The organism is Nocardia sp. NBC_00508 (genome assembly GCF_036346875.1).
In the GTDB taxonomy this organism is placed as follows: domain Bacteria; phylum Actinomycetota; class Actinomycetes; order Mycobacteriales; family Mycobacteriaceae; genus Nocardia.
Genome location: NZ_CP107852.1, coordinates 2,887,028 through 2,905,291 on the forward strand (window position 1 = coordinate 2,887,028; position 18,264 = coordinate 2,905,291).

The 18,264-nt window shown below is 67.9% G+C and carries 21 protein-coding genes; 10 read left to right on the forward strand and 11 right to left on the reverse strand.

Features of this window, described 5'->3' with window-relative positions; genetic code table 11:
- Window positions 1-72 precede the first annotated feature (72 nt).
- Both OHA40_RS12740 and OHA40_RS12745 read right to left on the reverse strand, forming a co-directional pair.
- Window positions 73-1,230: a L,D-transpeptidase gene (locus tag OHA40_RS12740; protein ID WP_330234151.1), complete on the reverse strand. Its 1,158-nt coding sequence runs from the start codon at window positions 1,228-1,230 to the stop codon at window positions 73-75.
- 363 nt (window positions 1,231-1,593) lie between these two features.
- Window positions 1,594-2,634 carry a UDP-N-acetylmuramate dehydrogenase gene (locus OHA40_RS12745; RefSeq protein ID WP_330234152.1) on the reverse strand — a complete coding sequence of 347 codons (1,041 nt, stop codon included), beginning with the start codon at window positions 2,632-2,634 and terminating at the stop codon, window positions 1,594-1,596.
- A 142-nt stretch (window positions 2,635-2,776) separates the two neighbouring features.
- On the opposite strand from OHA40_RS12745, the gene OHA40_RS12750 reads away from it, so the two are divergent.
- From OHA40_RS12750 to OHA40_RS12760, 3 genes are all read left to right on the forward strand, one after another.
- Complete coding sequence (locus tag OHA40_RS12750) at window positions 2,777-3,262, forward strand: DUF2505 domain-containing protein (protein WP_330233249.1); 486 nt, start codon at window positions 2,777-2,779, stop codon at window positions 3,260-3,262.
- Window positions 3,263-3,383: 121 nt separating this feature from the next.
- On the forward strand, window positions 3,384-3,905 hold the full coding sequence (locus tag OHA40_RS12755) for a DUF2505 domain-containing protein (protein WP_330233250.1): 522 nt from the start codon (window positions 3,384-3,386) through the stop codon (window positions 3,903-3,905).
- A complete protein-coding gene (locus OHA40_RS12760) occupies window positions 3,875-4,681 on the forward strand; it encodes a class I SAM-dependent methyltransferase (protein ID WP_442943990.1) in 807 nt (268 codons plus the stop codon). The genes OHA40_RS12755 and OHA40_RS12760 overlap by 31 nt, the downstream gene beginning before the upstream one ends.
- 12 nt (window positions 4,682-4,693) lie before the next feature.
- Here the strand turns inward: OHA40_RS12760 and OHA40_RS12765 are convergent, their stop codons facing one another.
- Window positions 4,694-5,305 (reverse strand): type IV toxin-antitoxin system AbiEi family antitoxin domain-containing protein, encoded by a 612-nt coding sequence (locus tag OHA40_RS12765; protein ID WP_330233251.1) that lies wholly within the window; start codon window positions 5,303-5,305, stop codon window positions 4,694-4,696.
- A 99-nt stretch (window positions 5,306-5,404) separates the two neighbouring features.
- On the opposite strand from OHA40_RS12765, the gene OHA40_RS12770 reads away from it, so the two are divergent.
- The gene (locus OHA40_RS12770) at window positions 5,405-6,127 is read left to right on the forward strand and encodes an LmeA family phospholipid-binding protein (protein WP_330233252.1); all 723 of its coding nucleotides are present in this window, start codon (window positions 5,405-5,407) and stop codon (window positions 6,125-6,127) included.
- Between the two features lie 82 nt (window positions 6,128-6,209).
- Here the strand turns inward: OHA40_RS12770 and deoC are convergent, their stop codons facing one another.
- The gene (gene deoC, locus OHA40_RS12775) at window positions 6,210-6,878 is read right to left on the reverse strand and encodes a deoxyribose-phosphate aldolase (RefSeq protein ID WP_330233253.1); all 669 of its coding nucleotides are present in this window, start codon (window positions 6,876-6,878) and stop codon (window positions 6,210-6,212) included.
- A gap of 156 nt (window positions 6,879-7,034) precedes the next feature.
- On the opposite strand from deoC, the gene OHA40_RS12780 reads away from it, so the two are divergent.
- Window positions 7,035-7,595 carry a GNAT family N-acetyltransferase gene (locus OHA40_RS12780; RefSeq protein ID WP_330233254.1) on the forward strand — a complete coding sequence of 187 codons (561 nt, stop codon included), beginning with the start codon at window positions 7,035-7,037 and terminating at the stop codon, window positions 7,593-7,595.
- 13 nt (window positions 7,596-7,608) lie between these two features.
- Here the strand turns inward: OHA40_RS12780 and OHA40_RS12785 are convergent, their stop codons facing one another.
- Window positions 7,609-8,025, reverse strand: coding sequence for a type II toxin-antitoxin system VapC family toxin (locus OHA40_RS12785; protein WP_330233255.1), 417 nt, complete (start codon window positions 8,023-8,025; stop codon window positions 7,609-7,611).
- A complete protein-coding gene (locus OHA40_RS12790) occupies window positions 8,022-8,273 on the reverse strand; it encodes a FitA-like ribbon-helix-helix domain-containing protein (protein WP_330233256.1) in 252 nt (83 codons plus the stop codon). Before OHA40_RS12790 ends, OHA40_RS12785 begins: the two co-directional genes overlap by 4 nt.
- 103 nt (window positions 8,274-8,376) lie before the next feature.
- Between OHA40_RS12790 and purU the strand changes: the two genes are divergently transcribed.
- Window positions 8,377-9,267 carry a formyltetrahydrofolate deformylase gene (purU, locus tag OHA40_RS12795; protein WP_330233257.1) on the forward strand — a complete coding sequence of 297 codons (891 nt, stop codon included), beginning with the start codon at window positions 8,377-8,379 and terminating at the stop codon, window positions 9,265-9,267.
- A 25-nt stretch (window positions 9,268-9,292) separates the two neighbouring features.
- Here purU and OHA40_RS12800 read toward each other — a convergent pair whose 3' ends face one another.
- The 5 genes from OHA40_RS12800 to OHA40_RS12820 form a co-directional block, all read right to left on the reverse strand.
- The gene (locus OHA40_RS12800) at window positions 9,293-10,336 is read right to left on the reverse strand and encodes an alpha/beta fold hydrolase (RefSeq protein ID WP_330233258.1); all 1,044 of its coding nucleotides are present in this window, start codon (window positions 10,334-10,336) and stop codon (window positions 9,293-9,295) included.
- Window positions 10,337-10,429: 93 nt separating this feature from the next.
- Window positions 10,430-10,720, reverse strand: a complete 291-nt coding sequence (locus tag OHA40_RS12805; protein WP_040783979.1) for a DUF2516 family protein — start codon at window positions 10,718-10,720, stop codon at window positions 10,430-10,432.
- Window positions 10,721-11,103: 383 nt separating this feature from the next.
- Window positions 11,104-11,766 (reverse strand): heparin-binding hemagglutinin, encoded by a 663-nt coding sequence (locus OHA40_RS12810; protein WP_330233259.1) that lies wholly within the window; start codon window positions 11,764-11,766, stop codon window positions 11,104-11,106.
- On the reverse strand, window positions 11,763-12,269 hold the full coding sequence (locus OHA40_RS12815) for a helix-turn-helix domain-containing protein (protein WP_330233260.1): 507 nt from the start codon (window positions 12,267-12,269) through the stop codon (window positions 11,763-11,765). Before OHA40_RS12815 ends, OHA40_RS12810 begins: the two co-directional genes overlap by 4 nt.
- Before the next feature lie 104 nt (window positions 12,270-12,373).
- Entirely contained in the window at window positions 12,374-13,708 is a 1,335-nt protein-coding gene (locus OHA40_RS12820; RefSeq protein WP_330233261.1) for a DUF445 domain-containing protein, read from the reverse strand.
- A gap of 219 nt (window positions 13,709-13,927) precedes the next feature.
- Here OHA40_RS12820 and OHA40_RS12825 point away from each other — a divergent pair, with 219 nt between their 5' ends.
- The 4 genes from OHA40_RS12825 to OHA40_RS12840 all read left to right on the forward strand — a co-directional run bounded on the left by OHA40_RS12825 (window position 13,928) and on the right by OHA40_RS12840 (window position 18,177).
- On the forward strand, window positions 13,928-14,611 hold the full coding sequence (locus tag OHA40_RS12825; RefSeq protein ID WP_442943992.1) for a TetR/AcrR family transcriptional regulator: 684 nt from the start codon (window positions 13,928-13,930) through the stop codon (window positions 14,609-14,611).
- A 221-nt stretch (window positions 14,612-14,832) separates the two neighbouring features.
- On the forward strand, window positions 14,833-16,245 hold the full coding sequence (locus OHA40_RS12830; protein WP_330233263.1) for an ABC1 kinase family protein: 1,413 nt from the start codon (window positions 14,833-14,835) through the stop codon (window positions 16,243-16,245).
- Window positions 16,246-16,281: 36 nt separating this feature from the next.
- Window positions 16,282-17,532 carry a saccharopine dehydrogenase family protein gene (locus OHA40_RS12835; protein ID WP_330233264.1) on the forward strand — a complete coding sequence of 417 codons (1,251 nt, stop codon included), beginning with the start codon at window positions 16,282-16,284 and terminating at the stop codon, window positions 17,530-17,532.
- A 12-nt stretch (window positions 17,533-17,544) separates the two neighbouring features.
- A complete protein-coding gene (locus OHA40_RS12840) occupies window positions 17,545-18,177 on the forward strand; it encodes a class I SAM-dependent methyltransferase (protein WP_330233265.1) in 633 nt (210 codons plus the stop codon).
- The last annotated feature ends 87 nt before the right edge of the window (window positions 18,178-18,264 follow it).

The following is an 18,264-nucleotide window of genomic DNA, read 5'->3' on the forward strand; positions in this document are numbered from 1 at the left end:
CAGCGGCGGTCGCTCGGACGCGAGCCACAAAGGGGCCGCGAACACGCCGCGACGCAGTCGCGGCCGAACAACTCAGCCCTGCAACGCCGACATGCTCTTCCAGGTGTTCCAGTCGATGGTCCAGTCGTAGAGGTCGCCGTCGGCGGCCGAGAGCGGGATCGACGTCCCGGTCACCTCGACCGGATCGCCGTAGAGCGCGGTGGGGAAATAGGCCTGCGCGTCGCCGGGCGACAGGTTGATACAACCGTTGGTGACATTCGCCGAACCCTGCGCCGAGAGCGATTCCGGATTGGCGTGGATGAATTCGCCGTTGTTGGAGATGCGGACCGCCCAGCGCTCGCGGACGTTGGTGTAATACGGCGGATTCGACATCATGAAGTCTTCGAATTTCTCGGTGACCACGTGAATGCCGGACCGGGTGACGTTGCGTGGCTCGTTGCCCTCGCCATAGCTGACCGCGAAATCGAGCATGATCTGTCCGTCGCGAACCACCTGCATGCGATGGCTCGGCGCGTTCGCCTTGACGATCTGGCTGCGGCCTATGCGGAAGTCCGAGGTCAGATCGGAATAGCCGTAATTGCCGCCACCCAGGTCGAGTCCGTAGAGACGCGCCGAGACACGCACGGTGGTGCCTGGTGTCCAATAGTTCTTCGGACGCCAGTGCAGCCGCGCACCACCGTCGTCCGGAAACCAGGCCCACGCGCCCTCGGTGGGCGGATCGGTGGTGACCGTGAGCGCCTTCTCCAACGCGGCCTTGTTCGGCACGGCGGACTTGAACTGCAGGACGATCGGGGCGGCGATGCCGACCTCCTGGTTGTCGCCGATATTGATGGTCGCGGGGACCGTGCTCTTCGGCGCGAGCGTGCGGAACGACCCCTCGATCGGAATCGGCTTGCCATCGATTCCGACCGCGGTGCCCGACCAGGTGTAGGTGGCGTCGTAGCCGAGCGGCTCGGCGATGGTGTAGCCGCGCTTGTCCGGCGCGAGTTCGCCGCGAACCTGCTTGCCCGCGGCGTTGGTCAGCGCGATCTGGTCGATCGTGCCGTCGCTGATCGTCACCGAGACCGGGGCGGTCGGGTTGACGCCGGTGGCATCGGCAGCGGGAGCCAACGTTGCCTTGGCGACCGGACCGGAGTCACCCGCTGCGCCACGGTCGATCGTGCACCCGGTCGCCAGGGCGACGATTACCAGCAGCACGGCCGACACCGCGGCGACAGGACGGCGCATCATCGGACGGTTGCTCACTCGGTCGAATTTACGCGGACCCCGCGCCCGAACCTGTTGTCGCAGCGTGTGGCGATGATCGACTGGATGTGACACAACGTGACAGCTGATTTCGTGAGCACATGGGTAACTCACCGGGAACGCCCAGAACCCGAGCGGCACCAAACGCAGGACCTGAACGCAAATCCTGCGCCACCCGGCTAGCACGGCCTGAAGCCCCGGAGAGGCGGAGGAGCCAGCTGATTTCGTGAGCACATGGGTAACTCACCGGGAACGCCCAGAAGCCGGGCGACACTCAACGCAGGACCTGAACGCAAATCCCGGATCGCCCCACTAGTACGGCCTGAAGACCCGGAGAGGCGGGCGAGCTCACAGCGTGACGCCGACGGTGACCGGTTCCGGTTCCAAACGGATGCCGAAGCGGTCGGCGACGCCGTCGCGCACCGTTCTGGCCAGCGCCACCAGATCGGCGGCGCTCGCGCTGCCACGGTTGGTCAGCGCCAGGGTGTGTTTCGTCGACAGCCGGGCCGGTGCCTCGAGGCCGGGGAAGCCTTTGGCGAAGCCCGCCCGCTCGATCAGCCAGCCCGCGGAGAACTTGACCCCATGCGGCGCCGGGTAGGTCGGTATCGTGACATCGCCCACATGCGCGGCGATTGCCGCTCGCACCTGTGCCACCCGTTCCGGAGTGACCACCGGATTGGTGAAGAACGAGCCCGCGCTCCACGTGTCGTGGTCGGCCGGGTCGAGCACCATGCCCTTGCCCGCGCGCAGCCGCAACACCGCGCCCCTGACCTGGGCGGCGGGCCGGGAATCTCCGACCGCGGCGCCCAGCGCCGCGGCCAGTTCGCCGTAGCGCAGCGGCGCGCTGGAACCGTCGGTGCGCAGCGCGAAATCGACCGCGAGCACCACGGCCTCGTCGCGGTGCTTCAACACGCTGGTGCGGTAACCGAAGCCGAGTTCGCCGGGCGTCACCCAGCGGATCTCGCCGCTGGCCCGGTCGAGCAGGCGCACCCGGCGCAGCAGATCGGCCACCTCGGCGCCGTACGCGCCGACGTTCTGCACCGGCGTCGCGCCCGCCGAACCGGGGATGCCGGACAGGCACTCCAATCCACCGAAACCAGCGGCGACCGTCGCGCGCACCACGTCATCCCAGTTCGCGCCGGCCTCCACGAGCACGCCGTCGGCGCCGATCTCGACGCCGGTGGTGGCGATCCGGACCACAACACCGTCGAAGCCGTGGTCGCCCACGAGCAGATTCGAGCCGCCCGCCAGCAGCAGCACCGGGACACCCGCCACGTCCAGGGCACGCACCGTCGCGACCAGCGCTTCGGTCGTTTCGCACTCCGCGACCAGGGCGGGTCCGCCCACCCGCAGCGTGGTCAGCTCGGCCAGCCGCACGTCGGCACGCAGCCGCGCACCGGTGTCGGCGAGCAGATCCGACGGCACCACACGTGAAGTTCGCACGCCACACGGTAGCGTGCAATTCACTGGACGAGGAGGGCCGATGGCGCCACTCGTGTAGTTCGCGCGCCACACGGTAGCGTGTGCACCCATGGCTACACCGCTGGCGTTCACGGCCCGCTACTCGCATTCCCTCGCCGAGGTGCGCGCTGCCTTGGCGAACGAGCTGTACTGGAAGGATCGCATCACCGAGGTCGGCGGCACCAACGCCCGGCTGGAGTCGGTCACCATCAGCGGTGACCAGGTGCGCGTAGAGATGGTGCAGGCCATCGCCGCCGAAAAGCTGCCGCCCGCGATCACCGCGGTACGCCCCGGTGACCTGGTCGTTCCCCGCGTCGAGCACTGGAACGGCGGCACGGCCACCTTCGAAGCGCGCGTCGACGGTGCGCCCGCCCACGTGCGCGGCACCATCACGCTGTCCGCCGACGGCTCCGGCGCCACCGTCGCGGTCGAGGGCACCATCGAGGTGAAGATCCCGCTGTTCGGCGGCAAGATCGAGAAGGCGATCGACGAACACCTCACCGAGCTGCTGAAGAACGAGGCGGAGTTCACCGAGACCTGGATCGCGTCGCACTGATCCGCCGCCGGAAAACGGACACTGGGTGCGGCCACATCCCCCGATAACCCTGTTTGTGTGTCCTCCGCAGACCACCCGCCCGCCGAGGTAGGTGTTACCGGACCCAGTAACGTGTGAGCCCATGGCACGCCGATTGGACTACTCCGCCCGCTATCCGCTGCACACCACAAAAGAGCTGTACGCGGCGCTGTCGAACCGCGATTACTGGGAAGCGCGGATCCAAGAGATGCGGAAGTACACCCCCGGCAACGAGGTGGTCAAGCTGGAGGCAGGCGACGGAGCCATCGACGTCGAATTGCACCACATCCTGCCCCGCGAGATGCTGCCGGAGATCGCGCAGACGGTCATGCGCAAGGACATGGTGATCACCCGCAAGGAGAGCTTCGGCCCCTACGCGGCGGACGAGATCACCGGCAAGTACTCGGCGTCCATACCGGCGGGCCCGGGCAGCCTCGGCGGCACCATCCGCCTCTTCCCCACCGAAACCGGCTGCACCATGCGCTTCTCCTCGGAGGCGAAGGTCTTCATCCCCATGGTCGGACCGCGCCTGGAGCAGCTGATGCTGGTGAACTTGGTCGACCTGTTCCGCGGCGAGGCCGAGTTCACGGTTCAGTGGCTGGAAGAACACCACCCCACCCGCTGACCAAACCGGTCGGCACCATCACCCGTGGCACCACCGCAGTCAACCGTCTCCGCCGCAGCGATCGCTGGCTGATCAACGACGAGTTGGTCGCCGCCCGCCTGCGCGAGGCGGCCGATCCGCTCGTGGTCGACCTCGGGTACGGAGCCAGCCCGTGGACGACGTTCGAGCTGGCCGCGCGGCTGCGCACAGTGCGCGCCGACGTGCGGGTGGTCGGGCTGGAGATCGATCCACAGCGGGTGGTGCCCGGCCGCGACGGCGTCACCTTCACCCGCGGCGGATTCGAATTGGCCGGGCTGCGACCGGTTCTGGTGCGCGCGTTCAACGTGTTGCGGCAGTATCCGGAATCGGCCGTCCCCGATGCGTGGTCGACCATCCGGTCCGGGCTGGCGCCGGACGGTCTGCTGGTCGACGGCACCTGCGACGAGGTGGGCAGGCGCTGCGCATGGGTCCTGCTCGACCGCGAGGGTCCGCGCTCGCTGACGCTGGCCTGGGACCCGTTCACCGTCGAGCGGCCCTCCGATCTCGCCGAACGGCTGCCGAAGGCGTTGATCCACCGCAACGTCCCCGGTGAACCGATCCACGCGCTGCTCGCCGCCGCGGACCGCGCGTGGGCCCGTGCGGCGCCGCTGGCGCCCTACGGTCCCCGCGTCCGCTGGCGCGCGGCCGCGCAGTCGCTGCGCGAGGAGGGTTTCCCGATCCGTCACTACCGTCGCCGCCAGCGCGACAACGTCCTGTCGGTGCCGTGGTCGGCCGTGGCGCCGGTCGGTGCGGGCTGAACGAACGAACCGTCACGCGACGGCGAGCGCGCGATACACCCTTCTGGCCGCGCGAGGCGACAACCGCGCACCGGCGTCGGTGATCTCCTCGCCCGCACAGCGATCGATGGCGACCGCGTCGGCGACCACCTCGTTCAAGGCGGCCTGCCCGATTCCGGCCTCGGCCAGGTCGAGCACCGTGCGCACCGGCGTTGTCACCAGGAAGGGACCGGCCGATTCCACGTCGGCGCCGGTCAGCGAGCGGCGCAGGACCACCAACCGCGGCGGCGCCGTCGGGCGGCCCACGCGGACCGACAGGTGCAGGAACCGCGGACGCAGCGTGCCGAGGCCGTGCAACTCGGCTGCGCTGTGATGAGAGACCACCGCGGCTCCGTCGAACCAGGCCGACCACATCGCGTATTCGTCGAGCGGCCCCTCCGGCCATCCGGCCAACCGCAGCAGACCACCCACCCCGACCCTGGTCACCGAACCGTCACCGAGGCCGGACCGCACCCGCGCCGCGCATCCGGTGCGCAGCACCTGCCGAGTGGTGAAGAAACCGGCGTGCCGACCGGCCCATCGGCGCAGAACACGCCATCCTTGTTCCGCGGACCCGATCGCGCGGCTTGCCGCATCGCCAGCCATGCGCACCAGGCTACGCTCGGTGTTTGTGCTGCATGTCACATTCGAACCCCTCAAGGCCTCCACAGAGACGGCACAGAAAGGTCGGGAAGAATCGCCACCATGAGTACGAACCCTCGGTCCACCTCGATGATCAACCGGCGGAACCTGCTGATCGCCCTGACCGTGGTAGCGGTTCTGCTCGCGACGGTCCTGGTCGGCGGAGAGGCCTATGCCAGGCACAGGGTGTCGAGCTGTATCAGCACGCAATTCGAGAAGGAGATGGGGTCGAAGATCGACGTGAGCTTCGGTCCCAAGCCGATGCTGGTCACCTGGATCGACGGCAAGGTGTCCTCGGTGCGGGTGAACAGCAACGACACCAAATTCGGCCCCGCTGTCGGGATGGTGGTCCACGCCGTGTTCCGCGACGTCGACGTCGCCGACCCGAACGGGAGCACGATCGCCAGTTCCTCCGCCGACGTCACCTGGAGCAACGAGGGTATCCGGGAGACGCTCGGCGGCCTGGTCAGCGGCGTGAGTTCGTCCGCCGAGTCGGGCATGCTCACGCTGGACGTGCTCGGCGGCCTCGCCGAGCTCCAGCTGAAGCCGCAGGTCCAGAACGGGACGGTTGAGGTGGAGACGATGTCGGCGCAGCTGCTCGGCATAGGCGTGCCCGCCGATCTGGCGCAGAGCATCGTCGATATCTTCACCAGGAGCCTGCAGAGCTACCCGCTCGGCATGGCGGCGACGAACCTACAGGTCACCGATTCCGGTATCGACGTCGAGCTGGCCGGTGGACGAACCCAGCTGAAGCCCGCGGACAACAGCTCCGGAGGTGGCTGCTGAACTCGCGCTGCCGCACGTATCCGGGCCGGGCGCGCTCAGGGGAACCGAATCCGCCCGGCCACGAATTACTCTCGGCCGACGGTCAGGCCGGAAATCCGTCGAGCACAGCGCGGGATTTCGACAGCCCCAGCCGGGTCGCACCCGCCGCGATCATCGCGGCCGCGGCCGCGGCGGTGCGGATGCCGCCGCTGGCCTTGACGCCGAGCCGAGCACCGACGGTCTCCGCCATCAGCCGCACCGCATGGGCACTGGCGCCGCCGGAAGGGTGAAACCCCGTGGATGTCTTCACGAAATCCGCTCCGGCGCGCTCGGCGACCCGGCACACCTCCACGATCGCCTGGTCCGGCAGCGCGGCGGATTCGATGATCACTTTCAGCAGCGCCCGATCGCCGACTGCCTCGCGCACCGTGACGATGTCGGCGAGCACCGCCGTGTAGTCACCAGCACGCGCCGCGCCGACGTCGATCACCATGTCGACTTCGGCCGCTCCCTGGTCCACCGCGAGCCGCGCTTCGGCTCCCTTCACCAGCGAATGATGTTTTCCGGAGGGAAATCCGGCGACAGTCGCGACTACGAGCCCGGGCGCGCGCACCGGCAACATGGACGGAGACACACAGATCGCGAGCACGCCCAACTCCCGCGCGTCCTCGACAAGGGTGGCGACTTCGGCGGGGGTCGCCTCCGGGGCCAGCAACGTATGGTCGATCATGGCGGCGACTTCGGCCCTGGTCAGCGATGCGGAACTTGCCATGGGGTGACAGTCTGGCACACCAGGGGGCGAATTCCGTTGCGCACCTGGAGGCGCTTCGCGCACACTCGTAGCTGATGGCGCATCGGAGAACGTGACGCCACGGTCGACTGACTAACGTGTGCGGATGGGCCCTACTTCGTTCGGGAGGAGACGACCGTGCTGATCCGTCGCGAACGCGCCGACGACGCCGCTGCGATCGCGGCGGTGCATCGCAGCGCATTCGCACCGCACTACGCCACCGCCATCGATCCCGCCGGCACCGAGTCGTCCGGCGACCGCGACAGCGCGGATCCGCCCGAGGTGGGCCTCGTCGACCGGCTGCGCAGCGACGAGGGCTGGATCCCGACACTCTCGCTGGTGGCGATCGAGCACGACAGCGTGGTCGGTCACCTGTGCCTGACCAGGGCCACGGTCGGTCCGTTCCCCGTGCTGGCGCTCGGCCCGATCGGCGTGCTGGCCGACCATCAAGGCGCAGGCGTCGGCTCGGCGCTCATGCACGCGGCCCTCGGCGCCGCCGACGCGCTGGACGAACCGCTGGTCGGCCTGCTCGGCAGCCTGGAGTTCTACCCCCACTTCGGCTTCGTCCCCGCCGCTCGCCTCGGCATCACCCCCGACGAGCCCGCTTGGATAACTCACTTCCAGGTCCGCTCCCTCTCGGCCTACGACTCGCAGATAGCCGGCGAATTCCGTTACGCGGAGCCGTTTTACGACCTCTGAACCGGTCTGGTTGCTAGGCCCACGGGTCGATGACGGGCACTCCGGCAGCTTGGAATGGCGCGGTGTCTCGGGTGGCCACGGCCATGTTCGCGGCGCCTGCCGTGGCCGCGATGTAGCCATCGGCGGCGCCGATCGCGGCCCCGGCGGCGCGAGCGGCGGTCATGAGTTCGGCATAGGCGGCGGAGGCGGTCAGGTCGAAGGCGAGCACACGCCCTGCGAACAGGGGCAACACCCGGGTTTCGATCCTGTCGCGCAAGGTATCTCGCCGCCTGCCCGCGGGCATGGCGGCAATGCCGAATCGCAGTTCGGCCACGGTGATGGCCGACAGATACAGAGTGTGCAGAGGCTGAGCGTCGATCCACGCGACGACTCGGGGGTCCGGTGCTTTGCGCAGCGGTTCGGAGATGACGTTGGTGTCGAGAACGATCACTCGAACTCCACGGGCGCGACCGGGCGTTGGTCACGGGCGGTGAGCGCTTCGAAATCGTCGTCGGTGAGCTCGACCTCACGACCGATTTCGGCCAGCAGCGTCCCGAGCTCGATCTGCGCTGCGGGCGTGACGGCCTCGATGAGGATCGCCCGGACCTCGGCCTCGGTGCTGCGGCCGTGCTGGGCCGCGCGGACACGCAGCGCCTCGCGTACGTCGTCGGGAAGATCCCGGACAGTCAGTCTGGCCATGCGCACTCACCCGCTCGATTTGTCGCCAATGGCGCCAGTGCCTTCATTGTCTTCAATCGTAGACCGGTGCACCCCGAATTGCCGCACCTGGGAGGATGGGGGCATGAGTTCCGCTCCACCCGTTCAGGACGATCGCCGCTATGTGCTGACTCTGGGATGCCTGGACCGTCCCGGCATTATCGCGGGGATCACGTCGTTCATCGCCGAGTTCGGCGGCTCGATCGTGGAAGCGGGCTACCACTCCGACCTCGACACCGGCTGGTTCTTCACCCGTCAGGCGATCAAGGCCGCGACGGTGCCGTTCTCGATCGAGGAACTGCGTGACCGGTTCGCCGGGGTTGCGGCCGATCTGGGGCCGGAAACGGAATGGCAACTGCTGGACTCCCGCGAGCGCCGCCGCGCGGTCCTGCTGGTCAGCAAGGACGGCCACTGCCTGCACGACCTGCTCGGACGCGCTGCCAGCGGCGAGCTGCCCGCCACCATCGAGGCGGTGATCGGCAACCATCCGGATCTGGCGGCGATGACCGAGGCGCACGGCGTGAAGTTCCATCACGTCCCGTTCCCCAAGGACCCGGCCGAGCGCGGCCCCGCGTTCGAGGAGGTTCGCGCCCTGGTGGACGCGCACGACCCGCACGCGGTGGTGCTCGCGCGGTTCATGCAGGTGCTGCCCGCCGATCTGTGCGAGCACTGGGCGGGCAAGGCGATCAACATCCACCACAGCTTCTTGCCGTCGTTCGTGGGTGCGCGCCCCTATCACCAGGCGTTCGCCCGCGGCGTGAAGCTCATCGGGGCCACGTGCCATTACGTGACCCCGGAACTGGACGCGGGCCCGATCATCGAGCAGGACGTCATCCGCATCGACCACGCCGACGAGGTGCGCGACATGGTCCGCCAGGGCCGCGACATCGAGCGGGTGGTGCTGGCGCGCGGCCTGCGCTGGCATTTGGAGGGACGCGTCTTGGTGCACGGCCGCCGCACGGTCGTCTTTTCCTGACCGCTGAGGCAACCGCCGAGGAGTTTCAGCCCACGAGGTCGGCGCGGCTGCGTTGGCGCACCGCGGCGAGTAGGCGCGCGAGTTCGGCGTTGAACCGCTCGTATGCCTCGACGTTGCCCAGGTGGCCGGTGGGCAGCACGCCATACCGCATCAAGCTGCCGGTCTGCCGGAGCATCTCGACGATCCGCTCGGAGTGGACCGGCGGCGTCATGTCGTCGTATTGGCCGGCGAGCACTGTGGTGGGCACCACCAGATTGCGCACCGACTCCCCGACATCCATCGTGGCGAGCAGGACACCGAACCTGGAACGCACCCAGGCCGGACAGGAGCGGACGATGGCCATGCTGAACGCCAGCAGGTCGCCTTTCGCCGCAGTGCTCAGGATCTGGCGTGCGAACAACCAGCGCACCGGCGCGATGGGCGGGAAGACGATCGGGGTTCCGAGTCCGAGCCTGCCGAACAGGAACGGCAGCGGCACCTTCAGTTGCAGCAGGCGCAGCGGCCGGTTCAACAGCGGCACGAGGGTAGTCTCCAGGATCAGCCGGTCCGCCGCGGTATTGACCAGCAGTGCCGCCAGCGCCTGCTTCTCGACCCGCTCAGGGTATCGACCGGCCCAGGACTGCATGGTCATGCCGCCCAAGCTGTGACCGACCAGCACGGCCCGCTGTCGGGGCGCGAGCGCGGCGTCGAGCACCGCGGCCAGATCGTCGGCGAGCAGTTCGATATTCAGCTTGCTGGACCCGTACTCGCTCTCGCCGTGACCGCGCTGATCGTAGGCGATCACGCGGTATTCGCCTGCGAAGGCGTTGATCTGCGGGTTCCAGTACTCCAGGCAGCAAGTCCAGCCGTGGATCAGCACGATGACCTGCCCATCCGACGGGCCGTAGGCGTGCACCCGCAGCTGCGCGCCATCCTGGGCGCGTACCGGGATCACCTCGGGAGCCATCGTCGGCGGATTGAACGCCGCGGTCTGGTAGGTACGGGAACGCAGGTCGGCGCTGTGCGCGTCGCGCAAGCCCCGGAGCAGGGCTCGGAAGCTCGTCAACGCGGTCGGCAGCATGGCACGCATCGGACACTCCTTTGTGTTACTGATAGATACAGTAACCCCGATTCGCGCTGCTTGCTAGTGCAAGCACCCGTTACCAGCTGGCGAACTACTCCCTCACCAGCGCGGACCCCGCTGAACTTCATCCACCTTGGGACGCACGTCGGCGAGATAGACACCGGTCGCGATGATCGCCGCGAACGAAAGCAGGCCCAGCCCCGCAGGCGAGAGGAGAAGCACGAGCACGGCCACCCCGAGAATCGCCAGCCAGATCGGCTTGGTCAGTTTGTCCACCGCGGTGAACGCGTCCGGACGCTGACGCACGGCGTGGATCAGCGCGAAAATCGTCGCACCGAGCGCCGCCAGCCACAGCACCAGCAGGATCATCCCGGTCAATCCGTGCACCATATTCACCCCACCATGATAGGCGTACCTCCGCCTTCGCTCCGGCCATGCGCGGGCTGAGGACGGACCGCGTCCGACCGCGTTGATCAGGCGTACTCCGCCTTCGCTCCGGCCATGCGCGAGCCGAAGACGGACAGCTTCCCACCGCGTTGATCAGGCGTACTCCGCCTTCGCTCCGGCCATGCGCGAGCCGAAGACGGACAGCTTCCCACCGCGTTCATCAGGCGTACTCCGCCTTCGCTCCGGCCATGCGCGAGCCGAAGACGGACAGCTTCCCACCGCGTTCATCAGGCGTATGCAGGCCGAAGACCGACTGCGCCCATCAGCAGCAACGCCCCCGTACACCAGGGGTGCACGGGGGCGTCGAACGGATTGTCCGCCGGGCGTCAGTCCTTCTTCGGAGCCGCCTTCTTGGCGGGAGCCTTCTTGGCCGCGGTGGTGGCCTTCTTGACCGGAGCCTTCTTCGGCGCGCCGTTCGCGGCGGGGGCCGGTGTGGACTCGGTGGTCACGTCGACGACTTCGGCTTCGACGACCGGATCCGCCTCGGCGTCGTCCTCGGCCTTGGCCGGGCGGCCGAGCAGCCCGTTGACGCGCTCGAGCACGTCCTCGGCGCGGGTCACCGCGTCGCCGTAGAGGGTCTCGACCTTGCCGATCCGCTCCTCGACACGTTCGTTCGCACGCAGCCGATCGATGGTCTCCTCACCGCGAACGGCGAGGTCGGCGTAGATGTCGAGCGCCTGGCGGTAGTACTTCTCGGCCAGCGCGCGCAGTTCCTCGGGGGTGAACCTCTCGCGCAGCTCGGCGAGGTCGTCCGGCAGCTCCGAAGGCAGCCCGGACAGCCGCTCGCGCAGCGACTCGAACTGGGTCTGCACCTCGGTGGGCACGTTGGCGAAGCGCTCGCGCGCCTCCTCCACCCGGGTCTGGACATCAGTGGCGGCCGCACGCTCGCGAACCTGCGCGACGACGTCGTTGACGGCGGCGTAGAGGGCATCACCCGCGCCGACGGTGGCGAGTAGGGGCTTGGTCACGGTGGCGTTCTTCTCGGTCATGGTGTTTCGTTCTCCTGGCGTGGCGGAGTGTCGGTTGTGGTGCGCGGAACGTCGCTGTCCCAAACGTCCCCCCCTGCCTCGTTTCCTCCGTTTTCCCGGCGAAACGATTCATAGATGTCCAGCAGCACCTGCTTTTGCCGCTCACTGATCGACGTGTCGGCAAGCAGGGCGTCCCGGACCGGACTGTGCGCTCGCTGCTCGAGATAGCCAGCCCGTACGTACAAGACCTCCGAGGAGACCCGCAGCGCCTTGGCGATCTGCGTAAGCACTTCGGCGGACGGATTGCGCAGTCCGCGCTCGATCTGACTGAGATACGGATTGCTCACCCCCGCCAGCTGGGCGAGCTGACGCAGCGAGACTTGCGCGGCTTCTCGCTGCGCCCGGATGAAGCCTCCGATGTCGTGCGCCGCACTGGCGACGCGACCCCCTCGTTCGCCGACGTCGGACGAGTGCTCATCCGGTCTGTCGGTGTACTCGGCGGAAACCTCGGGCTGGTCTGCCATCACTCACCTTCTGGCGGTTGTACGGGTTCGATTCTAAATCAGGGTGCTAGCTATTGCAAGCAGCGTGCTAGCAGAGTCTCGGCAAACGGACCGCGCACCGCGGATCAGCCGCCGAACATCAGCTGGGAGATCGTGTAGATCGCCAGTCCGGCAAGGGAACCGACCACGGTGCCATTGATGCGGATGAACTGCAGATCCCGGCCGACCTGCAATTCGATCTTCTTGCTCGCTTCGTCGGCGTCCCACCTGGCAACCGTGTCGGTGACCAGGGTGCTGATCTCACCCGCATAGTTCTCCACCAAGTACCGGGCGCCTCGGTCGATCCAACCGTCCACCTTCGCGCGCATTTCGGCCTCGTCGCGCAATCGCTCGCCGAGCTGCTGGACGTTTTCGGCGACCTTGCGCCGCAGCGTGCTGTTCGGGTCGTCGGCAGACTCCAGGATCAGCCGCTTGGCCGCCCGCCACGTGGCCTCGGCCATGCCGGTGATTTCCTCCCGGCCCATGATCTGTGCCTTGACGCGCTCCGCCTTCTTGATCATGGCGTCGTCGTATTGCAGGTCTTCGGCGAATTCCTCCAGGAACCGGTTCGCCGCCAGCCGAACCTCATGGTCGAGATTGGAGCGGACCTTCCAGGTGAACTCGACCAGCTCGCGGTAGATCCGCTCGGAAAGCAGGATGTTGACGAATTTCGGCGCCCACTGCGGCGCGTCCCGCAGCACGATCCGATCGATCGTCTCCTGCGAGCCGAGCGCCCACTGGTGCGCGCGCTCGGCGAGCAGGTCCAGCAGCGCCTGCTGCCGGTTGTCGGCGAGCAATTCCGCCAGCACCCGCCCGATCGGCGGACCCCACAGCGGCTCGGCGATCCGCTTGACGATGGTGTTGTCGATCACCTGCTGCACGTCCTCGTCACGCAGGACCCCGACGACGGCGCGCAGAATCGTCGAACTCTCTTGCGCCACCCGGGCTGCGTGGCCGGGATCGGCCATCCAGCGCCCTACCCGCCAGGAGACCTGCGCGGAGTTCACTTTCGCCGAAACTACTTCCGGTGCAAGGAAATTCGTGCCGACGAAGGTGCCGAGACTGGCACCGAGCTGGTCCTTCTTGCGCCGGATGATCGCGGTGTGCGGAATGGGCAGGCCGAGCGGGTGCCGGAACAGCGCGGTGACCGCGAACCAGTCCGCCAGCGCCCCGACCATGCCCGCCTCCGAGGCGGCCCGCAGGTAGCCGACCCAGTCTCCGCCCGCGTGCCGCGATTCGATCCAGCGGCAGAACAAGTAGATCGCGGTGGCCAGCGCCAGCATGCCGGTGGCGAGCGCCTTCATTCGCCACAGGTCGCGACGCTTGGCCGCCTCGTCGAGCACGGCGGCGAAGCCGAGGGGCGCGGCGGCAGGCGCGGCGTGGGCGTCCAGCACCGCGGTGTTGCCGGGAGCTTTCTCCATACCTCCCATTCTGCTGTGCCGACAGGTGGGGGCGAGTCGGCGAGTGACTCTCGACACGCCAGGCGTGCCCGACGCTGTGGTTCCTGCCGCATCCGGGCTCAAACCCGCATATCACGGGTATTCGGGACCTAAGCTGGTAGTCACCGGAGCAAGTTACGAACGAGGGAGCCCACGCTGTCCACCGAAGACCTTGTCGACATCGGCGAGCGACCGACGGCGGTGCGCGGCGGCCGGATGGATGGCCGCAAGCGCCGGTGGCGGCAACACAAGATCGACCGCCGCGAAGAGCTCGTCGACGGTACCCTCGCTGCGGTCCGCGCCCGCGGAAGCAGCGCGGGCATGGACGAGATCGCCGCGGAGATCGGCGTCTCCAAGACCGTGCTGTACCGCTACTTCTCCGACAAGAACGACCTGGTCCACGCGACCATGCAGCGATACATCGAGACCACGCTGATGCCGCGGGTGTACGGCGCGATCAGCCTGGACGCCGATGAGTATCAGCTGGTCCGCTCGGCGCTCGCCGAGTACGTCGGCACCGTCGACGAGGACCCGGAGGTCTACCGCTTCATCATGGGCAACGGCTCGGCCGATCAGTCCTCGCTGGCGGAGTTCGAGAAGCTGTTCGCCGAGGTGGTGTGCACCGTGATCACCGAGCGCGCCCTGGAGCGCGGCGTCCGGACCGAGGGTGCGGCACTGGCCTCGTATGTGCTGGTCGGAGGCATCCAGCTGGCGACGCACTGGTGGACGACGAACAAGTCGCTGTCCCGCGAGGACGTCATCGATTACCTCACCATGCTGGCCTGGAGCGCCATCGAGGGTATGGCCCGCGCGGGCGGTTCACCGGCAGCGTTCAACGCGCAGCCGCATGTGCTGCCCTCCCCCGATTCGCCTGCGGGAGACTGATCCGGCGATCGCCCAGGGTGCTAGCTGAGCCGCTAGCTGAAGTTCATCAGCCCTCTCGACTTTGCCGAAACGTTGGTTAGTCTGAACCCGAGCGGTGCGCCGAGTGCGCTGCGTCACCGCCGGCGCCGTACTCGACGGCGGTGCGCGGGACGCTACCTGGTCACGCGAGTTACCGCCTGCGCGTCCGTCGCTCCGACCGCGGCACCAACGGAGGTACCTCGATGGCGAAGCAAGTACCGACCTCTCGGCTTGCTCGTGGCACCAAGCTGGGTGCGGTGGCAGCAAGTTCGGTGCTTCGCACGCAGCGGACCCGGTTGACCATGCGGGGCCGGTCGGAGGCCGTACGGGCGAAAATGGCCGAGGAATCCATGATTCGCACCACCGAGCAGGTGGTCATGGTGCTGGGCACCATGAAAGGCGTCGCGATGAAGCTCGGGCAGATGATGTCGGTGCTCGACCTCGACCTGGTGCCCGAGAACCACCGAGAACGATTCCAGAAACGCCTGGCCGTGCTGCGCAACGCCGCGCCGACGGTCTCCTTCGCGGCCATGCGCGGCGTGATCGAGGACGATTTCGGCAAGCCGCTCGACGCGGTGTTCGCCGAGTTCGACGCCGAGCCGGTGGCCGCGGCCTCGATCGGTCAGGTGTATCGAGCGCGGCTGCACGACGGCCGCCCGGTCGCGGTGAAGGTGCAGTATCCGGGCATCGACGCCGCGGTGCGTGCGGACCTGAAGAACCTCGCGATGTTCCGGCGCGTGCTGCAATCCGCGATGCCGTGGGTGACGCCCGCGGTGCTGGACGAACTGCGGCTGAACATGGAAGCCGAACTCGACTACCGGGCCGAGGCCGCGACCCAGCTGCAGATCGCCGAGCTCTACACCGAGCATCCGTTCATCATCGTGCCGCGCTCCCTGCCGGAGTTCAGCACCACTCGGGTGCTGGTCACCGAGTACGTGGAAGGCAGAGGCTTCGAGGAGATCCGGCAGCTGCCCGAGACCGAACGCAATCGGATCGGCGAGATCATCTACCGGTTCTACGTCGGTTCACTGTTCACCTTCAACGAGTTCTGCGGCGACCCGCACCCGGGCAACGTGCTGTTGGCCGCGGACGGGCGGGTCGGCTTCCTGGATTTCGGGTTGTTCAACCGGATGGATCCCGATCATGTGCGGTTCGAGCTGATCTGTCTGCGCGCCGCCGCCGAGGACCGTGCGGAAGACCTGCGGCAGTTGATGATCCAGCGCGGCGTCATCGATTCGCCGCAAGAGATCGGCGCCGAGGAGTGCCTCGAATACGTGCTGGCCGCCTCGGAATGGTGCCTGGTCGACGAGGAGCTGACCATCACCCCGGAGCTGGCCAGCGGCGCGTTCCTGCTCGCGGTCGACCCCAGAGCCAGCGAGTTCACCGGCATGAAGCAGCAGAATCTGCCGCCGGAACACCTGTTCTCGCGCCGCGCCGACTTCCTGACCTTCGGCATGCTCGGCCAGCTCGGCTGCACCGCGAACTGGTATCGGGTGGCTCGGGAATGGCTGTACGACGAACCACCGGTCACCGAGCTCGGTCGCGCGCATCACGCCTGGCTCGCCGACCATCCGCCTGTCGCGCCGAAGCGGGCGCGGAAGAAGACCACCAAGTAGCCGCCGACCGGCGGCACCACTGCAGAACGGACGACCATGGCAGAAACTCGGGAATTCGACCTCGTTCTCTTCGGCGCGACGGGTTTCGTCGGCAAGCTCACCGCGGAATATCTCGTCGGCGCCGCACCGGAATCCGCGCGCATCGCGCTGGCTGGACGGTCGCTGGACAAGCTGACCGCCGTGCGTGACGGACTCGGGGCGAAAGCCGCCGATTGGGGCCTGGTTGTCGCCGACTCGACCGACCAAGCCGCGCTGGACGAACTGGCCGCGCGTACCAAGGTGGTCGTCACCACCGTCGGCCCGTACCTGCGCTACGGGGTGCCGCTGGTGGCGGCGTGTGCCAAGGCCGGAACCCACTACGCCGACCTCACCGGTGAGCCGCTGTTCATCCGCGACGCCATCGACGCCTACCAGGAGCAGGCCGCCGCGAGCGGCGCGAAGATCGTGAATTCCTGCGGCTACGACTCGATTCCGTCCGACATCAACGTCTACCAGCTCTACCGCCGCTCGGTCGAGGACAACACCGGCGAACTGGTCGACACCACAACGGTCGCCTGGCTCAAGGGCGGCGCCAGTGGCGGCACCATCGATTCCGGGCGCGCAATGATGGAGGCGATCGCCGCCGACCCGGCCAAGGGCGCGGTGCTGTCGCACCCGTATTCGCTGAGCCCGGACAAGTCGCGGGATCCCCAGGTCGGCCGCCAATCCGATCAGGCGCTGTCTCGGGCGAGCGCGATCGACCCGAGCCTGGACGGCTGGGTGAGCACGTTCGTCATGGCCGCGCACAACACGAAGGTCGTGCGCCGCAGCAACGGATTGCTCGGCTGGGTGTACGGCAAGAATTTCCGCTACCGCGAGGTGATGAACGCGGGGAAGTCGCGGATCGCGCCGCTGATCGCGGCGGGCATGGCGGGCGGCATCGTGGCGGGCACGACTGTGGGCGCGTTGCTGTCGCGGTCCTCCGCGGGCCGCAAGGTGCTGGACCGGGTGCTGCCCGCGCCGGGTACCGGGCCGAGCGAAGAAGCCCGCGCCAGTGGCTGGTTCACCATGAAGACGTTCGCGCACACCACGTCCGGCACGAAATACGTGGCGACCTTCTCCGGCACCGGCGACCCCGGATACAAAGGCACCGCGGTGCTGCTCGGCGAGAGCGGCCTGTGCCTGGCGTTCGACACCGACAAGCAACCCGAACTCGCGGGCCTTCTCACACCCGCCGCCGCGATGGGCGACGCACTCACCGATCGGCTGCGCGCCGCGGGCATGACCATCACAGTCGACCGTGCCTGAGGCATACCGCCGGTGAATCTCGCTCGCAAAACGATGAATGCCCCGGCCTTGGCCGCGGTGTACGAACGGGCTTGGCGGCCGACGGTGTTCTATCTCGCCAGCGGACGCACGACCACGTCGGACCGGCGCGACGCGGTCGCCGCGCTGCGCCTCGGCGGCGCGCAGAAGGTGCTCGATATCGCCTGCGGGCCGGGCAATTTCACCAGGTATCTGAGCGAACGGCTGTCCGGTGACGGTTACGCGGTCGGCGTGGACTACTCCGCGCCGATGCTGGCACGCGCCGTCACCGACAACGCCGGACCCCGCACCGGGTATCTGCGCGGCGACGCCCGCTTCCTGCCGTTCACCGACGGGACCTTCGACGCCGTCTGTTGTTTCGGCGCGCTCTACCTCATCCCTGATCCACTGACCGCCACCCGCGAAATGATCCGGGTCCTCGCGCCCGGCGGCCGGATCGCCATCACCACCAGCCACCGCGGCGACAATCCCATCGGCGATATGAGCCGGGTGGTCGGCAGCTGGAGTGGTCTGCGCGTCTTCGACACCAAGACCTTCCCCACCCTCTTCGCCGAGCACGGCCTCGTGGAGATCGATCAGCGCATCCATCGCATGCTGCAGTACGTCAGCGCGACGAAGCCCGCGTAGTCCGGCCGCCCGATCCGTGCTACATCGAGACGCTCACCCTCGCAATGGCTTTCGGATTCACTGGTCGCAGGATCGTGCGCTGGCGCG

Bases quoted from the DNA above. Each gene is read 5' to 3' on its own strand.
- OHA40_RS12810 (WP_330233259.1), bottom strand. From the start codon at position 11,766: ATGACCGAGAAGAACGCCACCGTGACCAAGCCCCTACTCGCCACCGTC.
- OHA40_RS12835 (WP_330233264.1), top strand. From the start codon at position 16,282: ATGGCAGAAACTCGGGAATTCGACCTCGTTCTCTTCGGCGCGACGGGT.
- OHA40_RS12770 (WP_330233252.1), top strand. From the start codon at position 5,405: ATGAGTACGAACCCTCGGTCCACCTCGATGATCAACCGGCGGAACCTG.
- OHA40_RS12830 (WP_330233263.1), top strand. From the start codon at position 14,833: ATGGCGAAGCAAGTACCGACCTCTCGGCTTGCTCGTGGCACCAAGCTG.
- purU (WP_330233257.1), top strand. From the start codon at position 8,377: ATGAGTTCCGCTCCACCCGTTCAGGACGATCGCCGCTATGTGCTGACT.
- OHA40_RS12815 (WP_330233260.1), bottom strand. From the start codon at position 12,269: ATGGCAGACCAGCCCGAGGTTTCCGCCGAGTACACCGACAGACCGGAT.
- OHA40_RS12820 (WP_330233261.1), bottom strand. From the start codon at position 13,708: ATGGAGAAAGCTCCCGGCAACACCGCGGTGCTGGACGCCCACGCCGCG.
- OHA40_RS12790 (WP_330233256.1), bottom strand. From the start codon at position 8,273: ATGGCCAGACTGACTGTCCGGGATCTTCCCGACGACGTACGCGAGGCG.
- OHA40_RS12800 (WP_330233258.1), bottom strand. From the start codon at position 10,336: ATGCGTGCCATGCTGCCGACCGCGTTGACGAGCTTCCGAGCCCTGCTC.
- OHA40_RS12755 (WP_330233250.1), top strand. From the start codon at position 3,384: ATGGCACGCCGATTGGACTACTCCGCCCGCTATCCGCTGCACACCACA.
- OHA40_RS12805 (WP_040783979.1), bottom strand. From the start codon at position 10,720: ATGGTGCACGGATTGACCGGGATGATCCTGCTGGTGCTGTGGCTGGCG.
- OHA40_RS12750 (WP_330233249.1), top strand. From the start codon at position 2,777: ATGGCTACACCGCTGGCGTTCACGGCCCGCTACTCGCATTCCCTCGCC.
- OHA40_RS12740 (WP_330234151.1), bottom strand. From the start codon at position 1,230: ATGATGCGCCGTCCTGTCGCCGCGGTGTCGGCCGTGCTGCTGGTAATC.
- OHA40_RS12765 (WP_330233251.1), bottom strand. From the start codon at position 5,305: ATGGCTGGCGATGCGGCAAGCCGCGCGATCGGGTCCGCGGAACAAGGA.
- deoC (WP_330233253.1), bottom strand. From the start codon at position 6,878: ATGGCAAGTTCCGCATCGCTGACCAGGGCCGAAGTCGCCGCCATGATC.